Annotated in this window: 10 protein-coding genes and 1 tRNA gene; 5 read left to right on the plus strand and 6 right to left on the minus strand. The window is 66.3% G+C overall.

Annotation, left to right across the window (positions count from 1 at the left end):
* Nucleotides 1-165 precede the first annotated feature (165 nt).
* Nucleotides 166-1,161, plus strand: a complete 996-nt coding sequence (locus tag RLN94_RS05475) for an EF-hand domain-containing protein (RefSeq protein ID WP_350127095.1) — start codon at nt 166-168, stop codon at nt 1,159-1,161.
* Between the two features lie 74 nt (nt 1,162-1,235).
* On the opposite strand, the gene ileS is transcribed toward RLN94_RS05475, so the two are convergent.
* A complete protein-coding gene (ileS, locus tag RLN94_RS05480; RefSeq protein ID WP_350127092.1) occupies nt 1,236-4,169 on the minus strand; it encodes an isoleucine--tRNA ligase in 2,934 nt (977 codons plus the stop codon).
* Between the two features lie 877 nt (nt 4,170-5,046).
* Between ileS and RLN94_RS05485 the strand changes: the two genes are divergently transcribed.
* Complete coding sequence (locus RLN94_RS05485) at nt 5,047-5,457, plus strand: group III truncated hemoglobin (RefSeq protein WP_350060653.1); 411 nt, start codon at nt 5,047-5,049, stop codon at nt 5,455-5,457.
* 37 nt (nt 5,458-5,494) lie between these two features.
* Here the strand turns inward: RLN94_RS05485 and RLN94_RS05490 are convergent, their stop codons facing one another.
* Nucleotides 5,495-6,496 carry a YcjF family protein gene (locus RLN94_RS05490; protein ID WP_350168651.1) on the minus strand — a complete coding sequence of 334 codons (1,002 nt, stop codon included), beginning with the start codon at nt 6,494-6,496 and terminating at the stop codon, nt 5,495-5,497.
* Entirely contained in the window at nt 6,493-7,920 is a 1,428-nt protein-coding gene (locus tag RLN94_RS05495) for a YcjX family GTP-binding protein (RefSeq protein WP_350127084.1), read from the minus strand. Before RLN94_RS05495 ends, RLN94_RS05490 begins: the two co-directional genes overlap by 4 nt.
* Nucleotides 7,921-8,180: 260 nt before the next feature.
* Here RLN94_RS05495 and truA point away from each other — a divergent pair, with 260 nt between their 5' ends.
* Together truA and RLN94_RS05505 are read left to right on the plus strand one after the other, a co-directional pair.
* Nucleotides 8,181-8,948 carry a tRNA pseudouridine(38-40) synthase TruA gene (gene truA, locus RLN94_RS05500; RefSeq protein ID WP_350127081.1) on the plus strand — a complete coding sequence of 256 codons (768 nt, stop codon included), beginning with the start codon at nt 8,181-8,183 and terminating at the stop codon, nt 8,946-8,948.
* Nucleotides 8,949-8,995: 47 nt separating this feature from the next.
* Nucleotides 8,996-9,072 (plus strand) — tRNA-Arg (locus tag RLN94_RS05505).
* A 19-nt stretch (nt 9,073-9,091) separates the two neighbouring features.
* Here RLN94_RS05505 and RLN94_RS05510 read toward each other — a convergent pair.
* Nucleotides 9,092-9,835, minus strand: a complete 744-nt coding sequence (locus RLN94_RS05510; protein ID WP_350127078.1) for a DUF1353 domain-containing protein — start codon at nt 9,833-9,835, stop codon at nt 9,092-9,094.
* Nucleotides 9,836-10,338: 503 nt separating this feature from the next.
* Here RLN94_RS05510 and RLN94_RS05515 point away from each other — a divergent pair.
* Complete coding sequence (locus tag RLN94_RS05515) at nt 10,339-13,896, plus strand: ATP-binding protein (protein WP_350127075.1); 3,558 nt, start codon at nt 10,339-10,341, stop codon at nt 13,894-13,896.
* Nucleotides 13,897-14,004: 108 nt separating this feature from the next.
* Here the strand turns inward: RLN94_RS05515 and RLN94_RS05520 are convergent, their stop codons facing one another.
* Nucleotides 14,005-14,637, minus strand: a complete 633-nt coding sequence (locus RLN94_RS05520) for a CHAT domain-containing protein (protein WP_350159176.1) — start codon at nt 14,635-14,637, stop codon at nt 14,005-14,007.
* Complete coding sequence (locus RLN94_RS05525) at nt 14,634-18,203, minus strand: SEL1-like repeat protein (RefSeq protein ID WP_350168654.1); 3,570 nt, start codon at nt 18,201-18,203, stop codon at nt 14,634-14,636. Before RLN94_RS05525 ends, RLN94_RS05520 begins: the two co-directional genes overlap by 4 nt.
* Nucleotides 18,204-18,435: the final 232 nt, after the last annotated feature.

Below are 18,435 nucleotides of genomic sequence, written 5' to 3' on the forward strand. Positions count from 1 at the left end.
CGCGCCTCTTGCGGCGGGCGGTCGCAGATCGGTTTCATATCGGAAACCCGCCCTCCCCCGCGACTCGAATCATGGAACTGGCAAGGGGGAGGTCCCGTTGGCACTCCAGAAGGCGGCATCAGGCCGCCCACCGGGATCACCCCGGGTTTGAAAGGAGGAAATACCATGACACGGATTTTCACGACGCTACTGACCACCACGATGCTGGCCGGCGCCCCCGCGCTCGCCGCAACGGATTCGGCCGACAACAGCTCGGCCAACAACATCTGCGAGAACGCCTTCAACTGGGGCGACGCCGATGAAAACGCCAAGCTGACCCGCACCGAGATCGAGAACATGCGCGATCAGGACTACGGCGCCATCGACGCCAATTCCGACGGCGAGATCAGCAAGCAGGAATATGTCAACTGCCTCGGCACCTCGGCCAAGATGGCCCGCGACGAGGCCGAAACCGGCCAGGAGCAGGGCAAGTACAACATGGCCGAGTGGTCGCATCTCGCCGATGACGAAACCACCGAAATGAGCGCCGAGGATTGGGCCAATGAAGCCCGCAAGGCCTGGGAAGACGGCGACACCGAGAAGCAGGACGCCATGAGCTATGGCGGCTCCGCTTCCGAGACCAGCGAGGAATTCGCCCGCGCCGCGACCCAGCGCTTCAAGATGCATGACACCAATGGTGACGGCATCATCACGGTCAGCGAGTACGAGACCGACGTCTCGGAAACCAAGTTCGACGATCAGGCCATCCAGGCCCGGTTCAACGAGCTCGACGCCGACAACAGCGGCGGCATTTCACCGCAAGAATACCGCGGCGCCGGTGTCTGGGCGGCCCAGCCGGGCGGCCTGAAGGCCGAAGGCCAGTCGAACGCCACCACCGATGGTGACGCCGCCAGCGGCGGCAGCTCGGCCAGCGCCAAGGACTATGTCGACGATGGCAGCGAGAACAAGACCAGCGTCACGGCCGATGGCCTGTCGAACAATGCCGACACCACCGGCGGTGTGAGCGCGGCCAACAACGAAGCTGACAGCGCCACCGACCAGAGCGCCGACAGCACGGCCGAGGCCGACACCGACATGACCGCCAACGAAGACCAGGCGGCCAACGATCAGGGCGAAGCCTATGTCGTGCCGGTCTACCACTACTACATCCGGGTCATGTAACCACTTGACGACCCGATGAAAAAGGCCCGCCGCGATCCCTCGCGGCGGGCCTTTCCTTTTGTCGCGCCCGGCCCTCAGCCCAGCGCCGCGTCACACCGCTTGCAGGTGCCCGGGTGCTTGTGCGTCCCCACATCCGGCAGGATCTTCCAGCACCGCTGGCATTTCTCCCCCTCGGCCTTCTCGAACACCACCGTCACGCCCTCGACCTCCGGCAGGCGATAGGCCTCCGCCGGGCTCGGGTCGCCGGTCAGCCAGATGGCCGACGTGATGCAGATATCTTCGAAATTCACCGATTTCAGGATCTTCAGCATCTCGCGATCGTCGACATGCACCACCGGCGCCGCCTCGAGGCTCGCGCCGATCACCTTGTCGGTTCGCTGCACCTCCAGCGCCGCGGTCACCACGCGCCGCGCCCGCCGCACCTGCGCCCATTTCGCCGCCAGCGGCTCGTCGATCCAGTCCGCCGGCGTCTCCGGGATATCCACGAGGTGGACCGAGCTTTCCTCGCCCGGGAACCGCTCCAGCCAGACCTCCTCCATGGTGAACACCAGCACCGGCGCCAGCCACGTGGTCAGCCGGTGGAACAGGATATCCATCACCGTCCGTGCCGCCCGCCGCCGCTCGGTATCGCCGTCGCAGTAAAGCGCATCCTTCCGGATATCGAAGTAGAACGCGCTCAACTCCACCGTGGCAAAGTTGAACAGCGCCTGGAACACGCCCTGGAAGTCATACTCGGCATAGCCCTTGCGCACCTTGTGATCGAGCTCCGCCAGCCGGTGCAGCACCCAGCGCTCCAGCTCCGGCATATCCGCGGGCTTCACCCGGTCCGCCTCGCTGAAATGGCTCAAGGCCCCCAGCATGAACCGCATCGTGTTGCGCAGCCGCCGGTAACTGTCGGCGGTCCCCTTCAGGATCTCCGGCCCGATCCGCTGGTCGTTGGTGTAATCGGTCTGCGCCACCCACAGCCGCAGGATATCGGCGCCGTACTGCTTCACCACCTCTTCCGGCACAATCGTGTTGCCCAGCGACTTGGACATCTTGTTGCCCTTCTCGTCGAGCGTGAAGCCATGGGTCAGAACCCCGCGATAGGGCGCCTGCCCGATCGTCCCGCACGCCTGCAGCATCGAGGAATGGAACCACCCCCGGTGCTGGTCGGTGCCTTCGAGGTAGAGATCGGCCAAGCCATCCTCGCTGCCATCCTCCCGATCGCGCAGCACGAAGGCGTGGGTCGAGCCACTATCGAACCACACATCGAGAATGTCGTCGACCTTCTCCCACTCGGCCGGATCATAGTCATTGCCGAGGAACCGCTCCTTGGCCCCGGGCTTGTACCACGCATCGGCCCCTTCCGCCTCGAATGCCTCCAGGATGCGCGCATTGACGGTCTCGTCGCGCAGCAGGAAATCTTCGTCCGTCGGCATCGCGCCCACCTTGCGGAAACAGGTCAGCGGCACGCCCCAGGCCCTTTGCCGGCTCAACACCCAGTCCGGCCTTGCCTCGATCATCGAATACAGCCGGTTTCGCCCGGTCTTCGGTGTCCACTTCACCTTGTCGATTGACGTCAGCGCCCGCTTGCGGATGGTCTTGCCGAACTTGTCCTGCCCGTCGCCGACCTCCCGGTCGATGGCGGCAAACCATTGCGGCGTGTTGCGATAGATCACCGGCGCCTTCGAGCGCCACGAATGCGGGTAGGAGTGCTTGATCTTGCCCCGCGCCAGCAATCCGCCCACCTCGACCAGCTTGTCGATGATGGCCTTGTTGGCATTGCCCTCCTTGCCCTTGCGGTTGAGGATCTCGGTGCCGCCGAAGAAGGGCAGATCCTCGCGGAACGTCCCGTCATCCATGACGTTGTAGGTGATCACCTCGTCCAGCATCCCCAGGCCGCGATAGAGCTCGTACTCCTCCATCCCGTGGCTCGGCGCGCAATGCACGAACCCGGTGCCTTCCTCGTCGGTGACGAAATCCGCGGCGCGGAAATCCCGCAAATCATCCCATTCGCCATGCGCCCCCTCGGCCCCGGCAAACGGATGCTTCAGGCTCAGCCCCGACAATTCATCGGCGCTCACGTCCCGCACGCGTGTCCACATATCCGGTTCAAGCCTTGCCCGGCCCATCACGTCACCCGCCAGCTTGTCGGCCAGGATGAACCGGTCGCCCACATTGGCCCAGCACTGCTCCGGCGTGCCCGTGACCTCGTAAAGCCCGTAGGCGAAGTCCTCGCCATACACGACCGCCTTGTTCGACGGGATCGTCCACGGCGTCGTCGTCCAGATCACCACGAAGGCCCCCGCCAACCCGTCCCGGGCCTGACCCGGGACCTCGTCACCGGCCACCTCGAACTTCACCCAGATGGTAAAGCTCTCCTTGTCGTGATACTCCACCTCCGCCTCGGCCAGCGCGGTCTTCTCCACCGGCGACCACATCACCGGCTTCGACCCCTGGTAGAGCGTCCCGTTCATCAGGAACTTCTGGAACTCCTCCGCGATGATCCGCTCGGCCCGGAAATCCATCGTCAGGTAGGGCTTCGACCACTTCCCGGTCACGCCCAGCCGCTTGAACTCGTCGCGCTGCACGTCGATCCAGCCCTCGGCGAACTTCCGGCATTCCTGCCGGAAATCGACGATATCGACCTTGTCCTTGCTCTCGCCCTTGGCGCGGTACTGCTCCTCGATCTTCCACTCGATCGGCAGCCCGTGACAATCCCAGCCGGGGATATAGCGCGCATCCCGCCCCATCATCTGCTGGCTGCGCACCACCATGTCCTTGAGGATCTTGTTCAGCGCGTGGCCGATATGCAGATGCCCGTTGGCGTAAGGAGGACCGTCATGCAGCGTGAAGGGCTTCCGCCCCCCCTCCGCTACGGCCTTCTCGCGCAGGCGGGAATAGATGCGCAGGTCGTTCCAGCGCTCCAGCCACTCGGGCTCGCGCTTGGGCAGGCCCGCGCGCATCGGGAAATCGGTCTTCGGCAGGTTCAGCGTGTCTTTGTATTCGGGCATGTCGGCACACATGGGTGACGTCCTTTGTCACTTGGGTGGTCTCAGGTCTGGATGAGGGGGCGGCGCGGCTTGCCATGCGCCTTGTCCCGGCGGCTCGTCGGTCTCAGAGCGCCGGGCATGTAATTCGAATGATGATCGCGAACAGGTGCATCATGCGCCGGGTTATAGGCCGCGCGTCCGGCGGCGTCCAGAGCCGAGGCAAACCCCGTCCGCCCCACCGGCCCAGCGCCCCCGAACCGCGCCTCACACCCACCTTTCACTGTTCCGCAAATACTCAAATCCCCACCCTCCCAAACGCGCTTTCGTCCCAGGCCCGCCCCGAAACCGCCACACAAGCCACAAAGCGCCGCACCCCCTCGTTTCACTGTTCCGGAAATACTCAATTCCCCCCGTTTCCAAAACGCGCCCACCTCTCGGACCCGCCCCGAAACCGCCGCACGAGCCACAAAGCGCCGCCCCGCCCCGCTTCACCTTTCCAAAAAATACTCAAAGCCGACCCCGCCAACGCCGCCACGCCCTTGGTCGGCACCCACCCCTCCACGCCCTCGTTTTCCCCGCGGAAAACCACCAGGGAGAATCGGAATTTCCAGCCCCGGAATTCGCGCGATTTTCGCTCCACCCAACCTCACCCCCCGCGCCCGAAAATTCGAATTTTCCGCCCCGGAATTTTCCAAAATTCCGCCCCGCCCCCGTTGCGCGCACCACAACATCTCGCCCGTTGCGCCCGGAACGCCACATCAACCCTGGCCCGCACAGCCCCCGACACCGACGCGATACCGACAAAATACCGACTTGATACCGACGTCCAAACCCCTTCAAACCAAGGCCGTTAACCTCCGAATCGCCCGCAGCCCTTGCAACTCCCCCGCCCCACGGTCAAATCTCCCCCATGACCACCGCCCTGCCCCCGCGCTTCGACATCACCCGCCCCGAGATCGAGCGGGTCGTCGCCGTCTTCTACGAGCGCATCCGTGCCCATCCGGGCCTGGGCCCGGTCTTCGCCCAACACGTCACCGACTGGCCCGCCCACGAGGCCCGCATCGCCGCCTTCTGGGCCAACACCATCCTGCACGAGCGCGGCTATGACGGCACCCCCGTCGCCGCCCATGTCAACGCCGGCAACGTCCGCCCCGGCATGTTCTCCACCTGGCTCGCGCTCTTCGATACCGTCCTGAAATCCGAACTCCGCCCCGACCAGGCCGCCGCATGGTCGGCGCTGGCCCACCGCATCGGCCGCTCCCTCCGCGCCAGCGTCACCGAGCGCGAAACCCACGAAGGCGGCATCCCGAAACTCCGCTAGCGCCGTAAGGTGGGTGCCAACCCACCACTTCCCCGGCTCAGCCCCCCTGCCCGAACAGCCCCGTCAACGCCCGCCGCACCAGCGACGTCACCGACGGCCGCGCCACCCGCGCGAACGGCAACGGCCGGCACACCTCCATCGCCGCCACGCCGACCCGTGCCGTCAACGCCCCGTTCACCACCCCCTCGCCGAACCGCCGCGACAGCCGCGACAGAACCCCGCCGCCCGCGATCGAGCCCAGCATGTCATCGCCCACCGCCACGGCCCCCGTCGCCACCAGATGCGTCATCACCGCCCGTGCCAGCCGCCAGTTCCCCAGCGTCCCCGACCGCCCGCCATAGACCTCCGCAATCCGCCGGATCATCCGCAAATTCGCCGTCAGCGCCGCCACCACGTCCGCCAGCGCCAGCGGCACCACCGCCGTCACCGCCGCCACCTGCCGCGCCGCCGCCTCGACCTCCCGCGTCGCCACGGCATCCAGCGGCCCCAGCAATTCCGTCTCCGCCACCCCCAGCAACGCCGCCGCATCGAACTGGTCCGCCTGTGCCTCGGCCAGCCGCTCCCGCCCCCAGCGCGTATCCTCGCGCCCCGCGTAAAGGGCCACCAGCCCCCGCGTCACCTCCCGCGCCTTGCCCAGGTCATCGCCCGCCAGCGCCTCCTCGGCCTTGAGAAATAGCGCATCCAGCCGCCCCAGCCGCGCAAACGCCGCCAGCTCCTTCACCGCGATCGCCAGCAGCAAAATCAGCACCGCCACGATCAGCCCCGTGATCGCGTATCCCACCACGGGCCAGCGCCCGATCAGCCCCATGGCGAAATCCCACGCCGCCACCGACAGCACCGCCGCCAAGAGCGTCAGCAACAGCCCCCAGAACCACCGCGCCAGCCGCGACGGCCGCCGCGCCGCCAGCGTCGCCACGGTCAGCATCGCGCGGCCCTCCGGCGCCTCCGGCATCTCCGGGTCCGGCACCGGCGGCGCGACATCCGGGCCGGGCGCCGCCTCGGTCTCGTCGACATCGAACAGGATCGGCCCTTTGCTCATAACCTATCTCCGAACAGGAACTGCGCCGCCCGATCGAGCCGGATATGCGGCGGCCCGTCCCCGGGCCGCAGCGTCAACGGCGCCGGCGCGAACCGCATCACCTGGTAATCCGCATCGAGCCATTTCTCCGCCCCCGCCCGCGCCGGGGTCAACAGCCGCGCCGGATCCTCCGGCAACGCGCCCGGATAGAACGCCGCCTGCTTCCCGCGCGACCCGTCCGCGTTCATCAACGTCCCCCGCACGCACTCCACCGATCCGCCCTCATGCGGCCGCGTCTCCTCGGTCGTCGCCCGCAGCGCCGCAATCGCCATCGCCTTCGTCTCGGCCCCTGCGAAATCCGCCCGGTCCCTTGCCTCGCGCATCAGCGCCGCCATGATCCCGGCCAGCGCCCCGTGTTGCGTATGGTGCAGATGGTCCGCCTTGGTCGCCGCGAACAGGATCTTCTCCACTCGCCGCCCGCGCAGCAACCGGCTCAGGAACGCGTTCCGCCCCGGGCGGAAGGCTCCGAGAATATCCGCCATCGCCTGCCGCATATCCTCCACCGCCGCCGGCCCCCGATGGATCGCCCCCAGCACATCGACCAGCACCACCTGCCGGTCGATCCGGGCAAAATGATCGCGGAAAAAGGGCGTCACCACGCGCGACTTGTATGCCTCGAACCGCCGCTCCATCTCGCGCCAGAGCGACTTCCGCGGCGTGCTCTCGGGCTTGGGCAACGGCGCAAAGGTCAGCACCGGCGAGCCCTCCAGGTCGCCGGGCAGCAAAAACCGTCCCGGCGTGCAATCCGAATACCCCGCATCCCGCGCCTGCGTCAGATACGCCGTAAAGGCCCGCGCCAGCGCCTGCGCCTTGGGCTCCTCCAAGGGCTCAGCCCCGTCCGTCTCCTTCGCCAAGGCAAGGTACGCTGCCCCCTCGCCCCGGCCCTCCAGCCGGCCCAGCATCTCCGCCGACCACGTGGCGAAATCCTTGTCCATCAACCCGAGGTCCAGCAGCCACTCGCCCGGGTAATCCACGATATCCAGGTGCACCGTCCGCGGCCCCGAAAACCCCGACAACAACCCCGACGGCCGCACCCTGAGCGACAGCCGCAATTCCGACACCGCCCGCGTGCTCTCGGGCCAATGCGGCGACGCCCCGGTCAGCGCGCCCAGATGCGCCTCGTAATCGAACCGCGGCACCGTGTCGTCGGGCTGCGGCTGCAGGAACGCCGCTGAGATCCGCCCGTCACCGGCGGCAACCAGCCCCGGCATCCGCCCCCGGTCCATCAGGTTGGCCACCAGCGAGGTGATGAACACCGTCTTGCCCGCCCGCGACAGCCCGGTCACCCCCAGCCGGATCACCGGCTCGAAAAACGTCTCGGAAATCGTGCCCGACACGCCTTCGATCCCGCGTGTCAGCCCGTCTGCGATGGAGGAAATGACCAATGGGCCTGCCCCTGTCTGCCTGTCTGTGATTGCCTGTCCGTTCACTGTCACCCGACAAGATAGCCCCCACGGCGGGCTCTTGCCAGTGGGGGTGTTGCGCGCGCCACCGGGCTCCGGCGTCAACCATACGTCAACACCCTTGCCCTAGACCCTACCGATTGCCCGTACCGGCACCGGCTCCGCCCCCCGCGAAACCACCCCGCCGTTAACCTTTCGGCAAGGGATTGTCCGAAGCCTGCCCCCGCGCTAAGAGCCGCGTCATGCAACGCTACGCGCTCAAGGTCGAATATAACGGCGCCCCCTTTGCCGGCTGGCAAAGGCAGGCCGACCAGCCCTCGGTGCAGGGCGCGATCGAGACGGCGCTCGCCCGCCTCGAACCCGGCCCGCATACCATCGCCGCCGCCGGCCGCACCGATGCCGGTGTCCACGCGCTCGGCCAGGTGGCCCATTGCGATCTGACGAAGGACTGGGACCCGTTCCGCCTCTCCGAAGCCCTCAACTACCACCTCAAACCCCAGCCCGTCGCCATCCTCGCCTGCGCCCGCGTCGCCGACGACTGGCACGCCCGCTTCTCGGCCACCGAACGCCGCTACCTGTTCCGCCTGCTCATGCGCCGGGCGCCGGCCACCCATGACAGGGGACAGGTCTGGCACGTCAGAAATCCCTTGGATATCAACGCCATACGCGAAGGCGCGGCCCACCTCACCGGCCACCACGACTTCACCACCTTCCGCTCGACCATCTGCCAGGCCAAAAGCCCCGTCAAAACCCTCGACGAGATCACCATCGAGCCCGCCTCCGGCCTCTCTGGCCCCGAGCTCCACTTCCGTCTCCGCGCCCGCTCCTTCCTGCACAACCAGGTCCGCTCCATCGTCGGCACCCTGGAACGCGTGGGCGCCGGCGCCTGGGCGCCCGCCGACGTCGCCACCGCGCTGGCCGCCCGCGACCGCGCCGCCTGCGGCCCGGTCTGCCCGCCCCACGGCCTCTACCTCGCCGAAGTGCGCTACCCCGACGACCCTTTCGCGTGATTTGCCTTTGATCTTGCGCAAAGGGCCCGCTAAACGAAGTCGCAAGCGGTCCCGTAGCTCAACTGGATAGAGCAGCTGACTTCTAATCAGCAGGTTCGGGGTTCGAGTCCTCGCGGGATCGCCAGTATTTCCAACGACTTGGATCAGGGCGCCGGTGCAGAGGTCGTGGACAGGAGCGTCGCCTCGCGGCGGCGCATCCAGGCTTCTATCTCGGCCAGAGTCGGGCGGTCTTCCTCGATGAAGCGCAGGCAGGCTTCCATCTCGCGGCGAAGAACGGTGTCGGGGACGGTTTCCAGCGAGCGCGCGGGATCGTTCCAGCGCGGCCCGCCCAGGTAGACGGCGGCGAACATGACTTTCGCCTTTGCGGGCGGCACACCTGCGGCGAGCAGGCCGTGATAGAACATCCGGTGCGTTTCCTCCCACGATCGCGTGCGAAACTGGGGCAGGTCTTCGTTGCCCGCGCCGCAATAGGCATCGTGCAGCGCCGCCGGAGAGAGGAATTCGGCGCGGCGCGGCTCTCCGATCAGCGGCACGAATACCGGGGGAATCGAGGCACCGTCGGTCAGCGTTCCGCGCGGCGCCGTCCAGACGGCGCCTGTCGGATCGGTAAAGCTGAGCGGCGTCGCAAGCCGCGCGTAGAGGTGCGGCTTGCCGGGGATCCGGATCGCCGCCGCTCCGACTGTCGGCGTCGTGCTCATGAATGTGCAGCGGCCTGCCGTCGCATCGCCGCAGGCCTGCCCGGCGCCGAAAGGATCCGCCGTGAGAGCAAGCACGCCGAGCCCGATAAGTATCGCCAGCGAGGTCAGCCGCCGGGCCCGTCTGGAAAGGACGAGGCTGCTGTGGCGCCGCCCGGGGGCGAGCTGCCGAAATGCGACCGACATGGTCATGACATGGGTCCTTTCATCGGTGGGCAACCGGCCACCCGGATCCCTGCCGCCGCGTCGAAGCCATGGCGGCGTGGCGGCGTGCAGCCTGCGAACGCCCGATGATCACGCAGAGGGCGGTCTCCTCGGGTTCGGAGCCGGGCGTTTCCATCGGCGGATAGGCGGCGACGGCCGGAATCGCTCAGCATCGGCGTTTTGCCGACCTGGGGAAGTTTATTGCGATACGTCGCCATTTGGGTCACCATAGATTAGGGTTTCGAAGCACGCTCGGGCTCTGCGGCGGCAGACCGGTCACCTCGTCGAGGGGGTCTATCTGCGGCAGGCCAAGCATGCGGGTGATCAGGTCGTGCCATTTGCGCGGCCTTGCCGGTCCGGGCCTGCTGCCGGAACCCGGTTTTGAATTGAAGTGAAACATGTGTCGGCTCTCTGAACTTGTCTGGTGAGCTGTCCTCTGCCCGGTCGGCGTTAAACTTTCCGGGCCTTCAAGCGTGAAAGGTGCGTTAAAAATGGGACTCCGGCTCGATTGTCTTGGCGGGTTCGCGATGACTCGAGACGGTGAACGGGTGGCGTTGAGCGCCCGCAAGCCCCGGATGCTGGCCGGACTTCTCGCCGTGGCGCGGCGGCGAACCATGTCCCGACAGCGCCTTGCCGCCTTGCTGTGGGAGCACAGCGACAGCGAACAGGCACGGGCGAGCCTGCGCCAGTCGCTGCTCCAGATACGTCGCGCCGGGGGCGATGGCTGGATCGAGGCAGAGGCGGACAACCTGCGCCTTGGCGCGGGCGTTGTCACCGATCTCGACATGTTCCACGACGCGCTGGCGCGCAATGATCCGACCGAGGCGGTACGCCTGTACGGGGGGCCGTTTCTGGAGGGGCTCGACATTCGGTCCTTCGAACTCGGCCAGGCTGTCGCGGAGCATCGCGCAAGGCTCGCGGGACTGGTCACCGACGCGCTCTCGCGGGAGCTGGAGCGCATGGGCGACAGCCCCGATGCCGCGGCGCTGGCACACCGGTTGCTGGCACATGATCCGCTGAACGAGGCGGCGCACCGGCGGCTGATGACGCTGGATGCCGCGCGCGGTATGCGCGGGGCGGTCAGGTCGCGGTACAACGATCTGGAAGCCGCGCTGCGGCGCGACCTGGGCACCGCCCCCGACCCCGAGACGCGCGCGCTCTACGACCGGCTGCGCCGGGGCGCCGGTGCCCCGTCGCCGGCCCCCGCGCCGGAGACCGACGCCACCGGCGATGCCCCGCTGCCCGAGACGGCCTTCCTGCTGCTCTGCATGGAGGCGGACGGCACACCGGATCTTGCTTTGCTGCGTGACACGGCCAGCGCCAAAGGAGCGGTTGAACTCGAGGCGCGGCCGGGTGAAGTGGCGTTCGTGTTCACCGGCCAGCCGTTGCACGAGGTTTCCAACACCGCCCTGCACCTGGCGGCGGAGGCAGGACCTTCCCTGTCCTTCGGCCTGACGGCGCCGGAGACCGCGGACCACGCGTCATCCCGGGCCGTCGTGCAGGCCAGGCGCCTGGCGGCGATGGCGGACCCCGGAGATGTTCTGGTGATCTCCGAGCTGGCCCCGCGCCTCGGGCTGACCGTCGAAAGCGGCCAGCGCGCCGTATCGCTGCAGCTCGGTGCGGCGCGAAAGCGCCCCGACCTGCCAATCATCGGACGCGATACCGAACTGGCCCAGATCATAGCCGCGATTTCAGCCGCGCAGACGGCCGGATCCGGTCTGACGATCCACCTTGCCGGTGAAGCCGGGATCGGCAAGAGCCGGCTGACCGCCGAAATCGCCCGAACTGTCGGACTATCCGGGATGATCATTGCGAAGGCCGGGTTCGAGGCCTTCTCCCCCGGATCGCGCCACTTGGCACAAAGGATCATGGCCGCCCTGCCGGCGCCTCCTCAACCCGAAGAGGCCTCCTCGATTGATCGGGCCGTGTGGTCGTGGCTTCGCGACGAGCATGTTGGCAACGAGGTCGAGCTGCGAATGAGCGCCCTCTCACCCGAGGCGCAGCAGGAGCGGATCGTCGACGTTCTCGCCGCCGCATTGACCCGGGCGGCACAACCATCCGGTCTGCTCCTGGTCATCGAAGATTGCCACTGGAGGCCGATAGGCGCCGGCGATTTCATTCTTGACCTCGTGAAGAAACTTCAGAACGCCAGCGTTGTCGTTCTGCTGACGGAACGTCCCGGGTCGCGCAGCCTCGATCGCCGGCTGGCGGTGCGCGCCCTGCCGGGACTGGTGCGTGTCACGCTTCCGCCCCTGTCGGAGGCCAAGGCGCGCGACCTTGTCCGGGCGTTGGCGCCCGGCAACAATGCCCCCGAGGCGGCCATCGAACGGGCCGCGGGGCACCCGTTGTTCCTGATCCGCCTTCTCGAGGCGAACTGGACCGATGGCGCCCTGCCGACAAGCGTCGCGGAACTGGTGCAGGAACAGGTCGAACGCCTGCCCGAAGCCGAGCGCGGGGCGTTGCGGCAGGCCGCGATCCTGGGGGCCGGTTTCGATCCGGCCGAGGCCGCCGCGATTTTTCCTGCCACCGCACGCCTTCGGGCAAGTGGAGACCTGCTGCACGAGACCGAAACTGGATTGGCCTTCGGTCACGATCTTGTCCACCTGGCGATCTACGAGGCCATACCCGAGGAAACACGGCAGAACTGGCATGCGCGTGCGGCGACACACTTCCGCGGCGGCGATCCGCTGCGGTGGGCCGATCACGCGCTGCGGGCGCCGGATGACGCCGACGCCGGTCCGGCCACCGTGGCGGCGGCGAATGCCATGGTCGCCGCGCGGCGCTTTACGGCCGCCTTACCCTATATCGAGAAAGGTCTGGCCCGCGACGGCGACCCCGAAGCGCATGCGGACCTGTATTCCTGCCGCGCCAGCATCCGTCGCACCCGGGGCGACATGGCCGGTGCGCTGGAGGATTACCGCACCGCCCACGCCCTTGCCACCAGGGACGAAACACGCGTGGCCATGCTGACGCGCCAGGCGCTCGTTCTGCACCGGCTCGGCGAGGGGGACGCGGCCGACCGGGCGCTGGACGCGGCCGAAGAGATCGCCGATTCCATCGGTCTCGCCGGGCCCGGCCGTGCGGAAATACACGAACAACGCGGCAACCGCGCCTTCGTGCGGGGGGATCATGCCGCCTGCATGGTGCATCACACGGCGGCACTTGCCGCGGCCGAGGTTGCGGGCGATCCGCACGGAACAGCCCGCGGCCACGGCGGCATCGGCGACGCGGCCTATGCCGCCGGCCGGTTCACCACCGCGTATGGCCATTTCACCAAGGCCATCGAAACAGCCGAACGCGCAGGCCTCGGGCTCGTCCGGGAAGAATACATGTTCATGCAGGCCTTCTCGCTGTTCTTCGCCGATCCCGGTCCGCAGGCCTTCCTGCTGGCCGACGTCGCCGTCGACAGCGCGGTCCAGTGCGGCGCCGCCCGGACGGAACTCATCGCCCGCGAGATACGGGCGGAAATGCGCACGGCCAACGGTGACCTGACGGGCCTCGAGGAAGACCTCGTCGCGATTTCCAAGCTTGCCACGGCCCGTGGCGAAACCCGCTTCGTGAAGGATGTGCAGACGCTCTATGCCTTTCTCCACATGCGCCGGGGCGATTTGCAGACGGCGCGTGACCATATCCAGCCGTATCTCGAGGACGCCTGTTCCGACGCGTATGTCGGCGGCAAGATCCTGGGTCTCGCGGCCCTGCTGGCGGAAGACCGCGAGGCGCGGGATGACTGGATCGCAAAGGGACGGGAGTGCCTGGCGCGCGGCTCTCTCGCGCATTCGGTCTTCTGGTATCACGCCAGCGTACTGGAACGCGCCGTCATGGATGATGACCGCGCATTGGCGCGGGAGGTGATCGACGCCATGTTGGCCTTCGCGGCGGAGGAGCCGATCGGAATCGTGTCGCTCTACATACGCACCGCCGAGCTTCTGCTGTGGCCCTCATCCGACGCGGATCGTCGAAACCACGCGGAAATCGTCCGCGCCGCGTGCCTCGAGGATTGCGCCCAGATCCTTCTCGGCCCCGGGCAGGATTACGCGAGACGGTGACCTGCCGTAACCACCCCGACAAGCTCGATCGAACCATTACGATCGGCGACGACCGTGGCGGTCAGTTCGGCTCCTGTTGTCTGACACCCCCGGCACTGCCGCGCCACCCTATCTCCACTGCCCGATCATCTGGAACCCGGCCCAGTAGAACGGATGGGTATAGCCACCATAGGTCGTGGAAGGCTTCGGGTCTTCCGAATACGCCGCGAACCCGCGCAGCGATGCGGTCACCGCGGTCAGATCCTCGCTTCGGGTGAAGCGTCGCTGCACGGCATGGAGCGCCTCCGAACGTCCGGCACCGTTACGAAGCTCGTCGTAAAAGCCCGCCATGAAGGCCGCCGTGGATTGATCGGCCACGGGCCACAGCGTCGCCAGCACGGTGCGCACCCCTTCATATTGCATTTCGGTGGCCAGGCTTTCGAGTTCGGCCCCACCAGAAAAACCGGTGCTGCACGCCGACAGAACCAGCATCTGAACATCGTTGAGATCATATCTTCCCGCGCGCACATCGTCCTTGAACGCGGCCACGGACAGGGTCTCGCCCGTGCCCAGCAACAGGCGGGAAGACGTTTCGTCTTCTGTCAGGTCGAAATGCGTGGCGACGTGGATGACGGGCCTTCCCGATTCAAGCGCGTCGGAAAACGCGACCTTGTCGAAACGCTCGTCAAGCCAGGCGCGCCCCGGCACGATCGACCCGGCCGATCCTTCGAGGCCGACAATGCTGTTCAATTCCATCTTCACGTAAGGCAACGGCGTGAACCCATCCCCCCGCGCGAGGCGCCGAGGGCCTCGACCGAGAGCTCTTCGATTTCCTCGTCGTCAAGCAGGAGATCGCGGCTCGCCGGCGTAAAGGTGACATAACGGTGCCCGTTCACGAGCCACCCATCCGGCCCGATCAGGGCAGGGATCGGCACATAGCGCATGCGCCCGTCGAGAACGAGCAGCACCTGGCCTTCCCCGTCCAGCCCTGAAAGCGCCTCATCCACCGGCGCCCAGATCGTGGAATAGAAATCCCGCGCCGCAGGTTCGGGATCAAGCGCGGGGTCGCTCAGCGAGGTGCGCGCCTCTTCGATCTGCGCATTCAGTTCGGCCTCGCCGATCTCCAGTTCATGGTGCTCGGTGCCGTCGCCCGTCACGATCAGGAAATGCGTTCGCTCGGGCACCGAAACGGAATAGACCATGGCCACGCTATCCAGACGGTCCAACCGGCCCGCCAACCGCCGCAGCGTCCTCGAAGACACCTCGCGTGCCAGGTCGACGCTGGCGTTGGTGTCCATCGCGTCAAGGGCATCGTACAATTCGTCAAGACTGTCGGCCAGGGCGATCTGCGCGGCCTCCAACCTGGCCTCGACCTGCGCGATCATATCGGCATCTTCCTCGGACAAGGCATCGAGCTGCTGCTCCAGCTCGATCATTTCGCGCACGGGCAACCCGTGGATCTGCGTCATGATCGCGTCCTGCGCACTCGACATGGGAATCGGGTCAAAGGCCGCGCCGACACGCTCGCTATCGCCCCCAGCATAGCGATAGGTTTCGAAATCCTTCAGCTGCGCCAGGATGGCTTGTGCCTCGTCGAAGTAATCGTTGCGGATCAACACATCGGCCATGCGCCGGTACTGGTCGGACAGCAGATCGCGGAAACAATTCTGCAGGTTCTGCGGCAGTTCCACCAATTTGCGGCGCGCCGATTGCAGGTGGTTCACGGCGGATTTGGCCAAGGCCAATCCGGCAGCCTCCGCACCGATGTCGAACAACAGGTCGCTGCCCTTGCGCTGGCTACAGGCCATCTCCATGTGATACACCAGCGACCCGGTGATATGCCGGCTTCGATCATTGATCGATTTGGCAATGGCGACCGATTTGTAGACCGCCTCCTCCGCATGCTCGAGGTTGCCCAGCTCGGCCAGAAGTCGCGCCCGTTCCTGGTAGAGCGGCACAAGCAAAGGCGACTCTCCAAGCCCCTTGGTCTTGTCCGCGATCCGCTCGTCAACGCCGACCAATCGCACATCGGCAGCCTGTGCGCTTTCGATCTGCAGCGGGGTATACTGCTCCCGCGTCGCCAGACGATACCGCACCTCTTTCAGCATCAGGCGCAACTCCTCCGTCTGCTCGGCGCGGCTTTCGGCCAGCACGTCCAGAAGCGTGCCGATATCATCCAGTTGCCCCGCGTCTGGCGTCACTCCCTCGCGCACGGTGCCCATCAGAAAGGTCAGAGCCTGGCGCAGAGTATAATCGACCGGCTCAAGATCGAAAGTTGCGACCTGCGCGCCCAACGCTTTGATCTGCTCGGCAGCCATGTCGAAATTGCCCAGGAACAGCGCCGCGCCCACGAGGGCCGCCTGCGCCTCGGGCTCGCCCGTGGCCGCCTTGTCCTCCACCCATGTCCAGCCGGGCCCGATGGCGTCATCCCCGAACCGGCCCACGACCGACAGCATCGCCAGCCGCGCGGCCTCGCCCGCCTCCAGACCATCGAGTTCCGCGCGCATGGCCCGGGACGCGTCCTGCGGCGTCGCAACGCCTTGCATGGCCTGCCACAGCCCCGCGTCGGAATTGCCCGCCGCATTCGCGGCGGCCAGAGCGTCTGCCGCTTCGGTCGGGCCCTGCTCGACCTGCGGATGGGCGCTCAGCAACCGGCCAAGACGGAATTGCGCCTCGGGGACAGACCCTGCCCTGCGGTACCAGTTGGCGGAATTGGCCAAATGAATCTTCTGCCTTGCCAACTTGCCACAATCCACCAACAGGACAAGGCAACTGACGCGGACCTCCTCGTATCGGCGGCCCAGCTTGATCACGTCCGCGGCATTCTCTTCGAGCACCTCCGGCAAGACCGCCGCAAGGGGGTCGTCATTCTCCGTGAACGCCCGGTTCAAACGCCGCTCGGCCTTGATATCTCCGCGCGATGCCCCGGTCAGGTACAGCGAGGCCGCCTCGCGCAAGGCCTCGCGCGTGCCGTCCTCGATCAGGAACTCGGCATACTTGCGCATTGCGCGCGGGTGCTTCTGATTGGCAGATCGGCGATACCAGTGCCTGGCCTTCTTATCGCTCTGCTCCACCCCGATACCCTTCTGGTAAAGCTCGGCAATGTTGGACCTGGCGATGCGATTGTCGCTCCTGAAGTACCACTTGAGGCCCGCCTGGGGGTCGGCCTCGACGCCCTCGCCGTTGATCAGCGCATAGCCCAGCGAAAGATAAGACCGCTTTTCTTCCTTCTCCGCCGCCTGCGAAAACAGCTCGAACGCCCTCTCAAGGTCGCGCTCGACCCCGCGCCCGTCACGATAGGCGATCGCCAGCTTGTGCATGGCATAGGCATATCCGCCATCGACCGCCTTCTGATACCACGCCACGGCGGCCTTTTCGTCGCGGGTCACGCCGATGCCATTGAACAGCATATCGGCAATCGTCCCCTGGGTCCTGAGGTTTCCCTTTTCGGCCCCCATCATGCTCAGCCTCGCGGCTTCAGGATAATCCTGCGGCACGCCGCGCCCAAAGTAATACGCCAAGCCAAGCTCGTCATAAGCCGCCGCATGCCCCAGTTTCGCAGCCTCGCGCCAGGCATCGACGGCATCTTCGAATGTCCCGGCACTGTCGAAACGATACATGTTGCCCAGGGCGTGATACGCCTTGGCATAGCCATTCTCTCCGGCCTTGGTGAACAGCGCGGCGGCCTTGTCGAGATCCTTGGCAACCCCGGTGCCAGAACGATAAAGCCGTGCCAGTTGATAGGTGGAATAATCATTGCCAAGCGCATCGCCCTTTGCCCACCACGCCCCGGCCGTGGCATCATTGCGCTTGACCCCTTTCGCAAAGCGGTAAGCCCGACCAAGCTCGGCCATGGCCCTTGGTGACCGGCCCTCTGCCGCCTGCTTGTACCACGCCACCGCCTCCGCCATCTGGGCATCGCTGGCGTCGCTGCCATACATCAGGTCATTGCCAAGGTTCACCGCAGCAGAGGGATTGCCGCCCTCCGCCGCCTGTCGCCGAAGCGCCTGGCCGCGCTCGGGATCGTAAAACCCGCCATCCTCGTCCAATAGAAGATTGGAAAGGTTCGACATGGCAAACAGGTTGCCGGCCGCCGCGGCACGCTCGAAATACCGAAGCGCGGCTGCCGGATCGCTCCCCGGCACGGCCTCGTTGTCAAACATCACCCCAAGATAGGCCAAGGCATCGGGGTTATCGGTATCGCGGATATCGTAAACAAGATCGAAAGCCCGCCGGTCCTGGCCCAGCTTGCTGTACACCCGCGCCAGATGGGCCCGGCTTGCATGATCTTCGGAATCCGCCGCTACCGCATCGGTGCAGATCTGCAACGCCGCTTCTGCGTCCAGTTCATTCCACCAGACACCGACATCCGCGGTTTGAACAGGGGTCGCAAGGTCGGCGCAGCTTTGCGCACCGGGATGTTAATTTCCGCTGAGAAGTGACCCGGTATTTTCACCGAGATTTGACCCGCCCTTACAGCTTATCAGCGGTTATGTTTTGGTCAATGCGGGGGTCTCCTTTCGCTTTTGCTTTGCAGCCTCGGAGCTGGCCTTGAAGCGG

Source organism: Roseovarius sp. (assembly GCF_040223625.1).
Classification (GTDB): domain Bacteria; phylum Pseudomonadota; class Alphaproteobacteria; order Rhodobacterales; family Rhodobacteraceae; genus Roseovarius.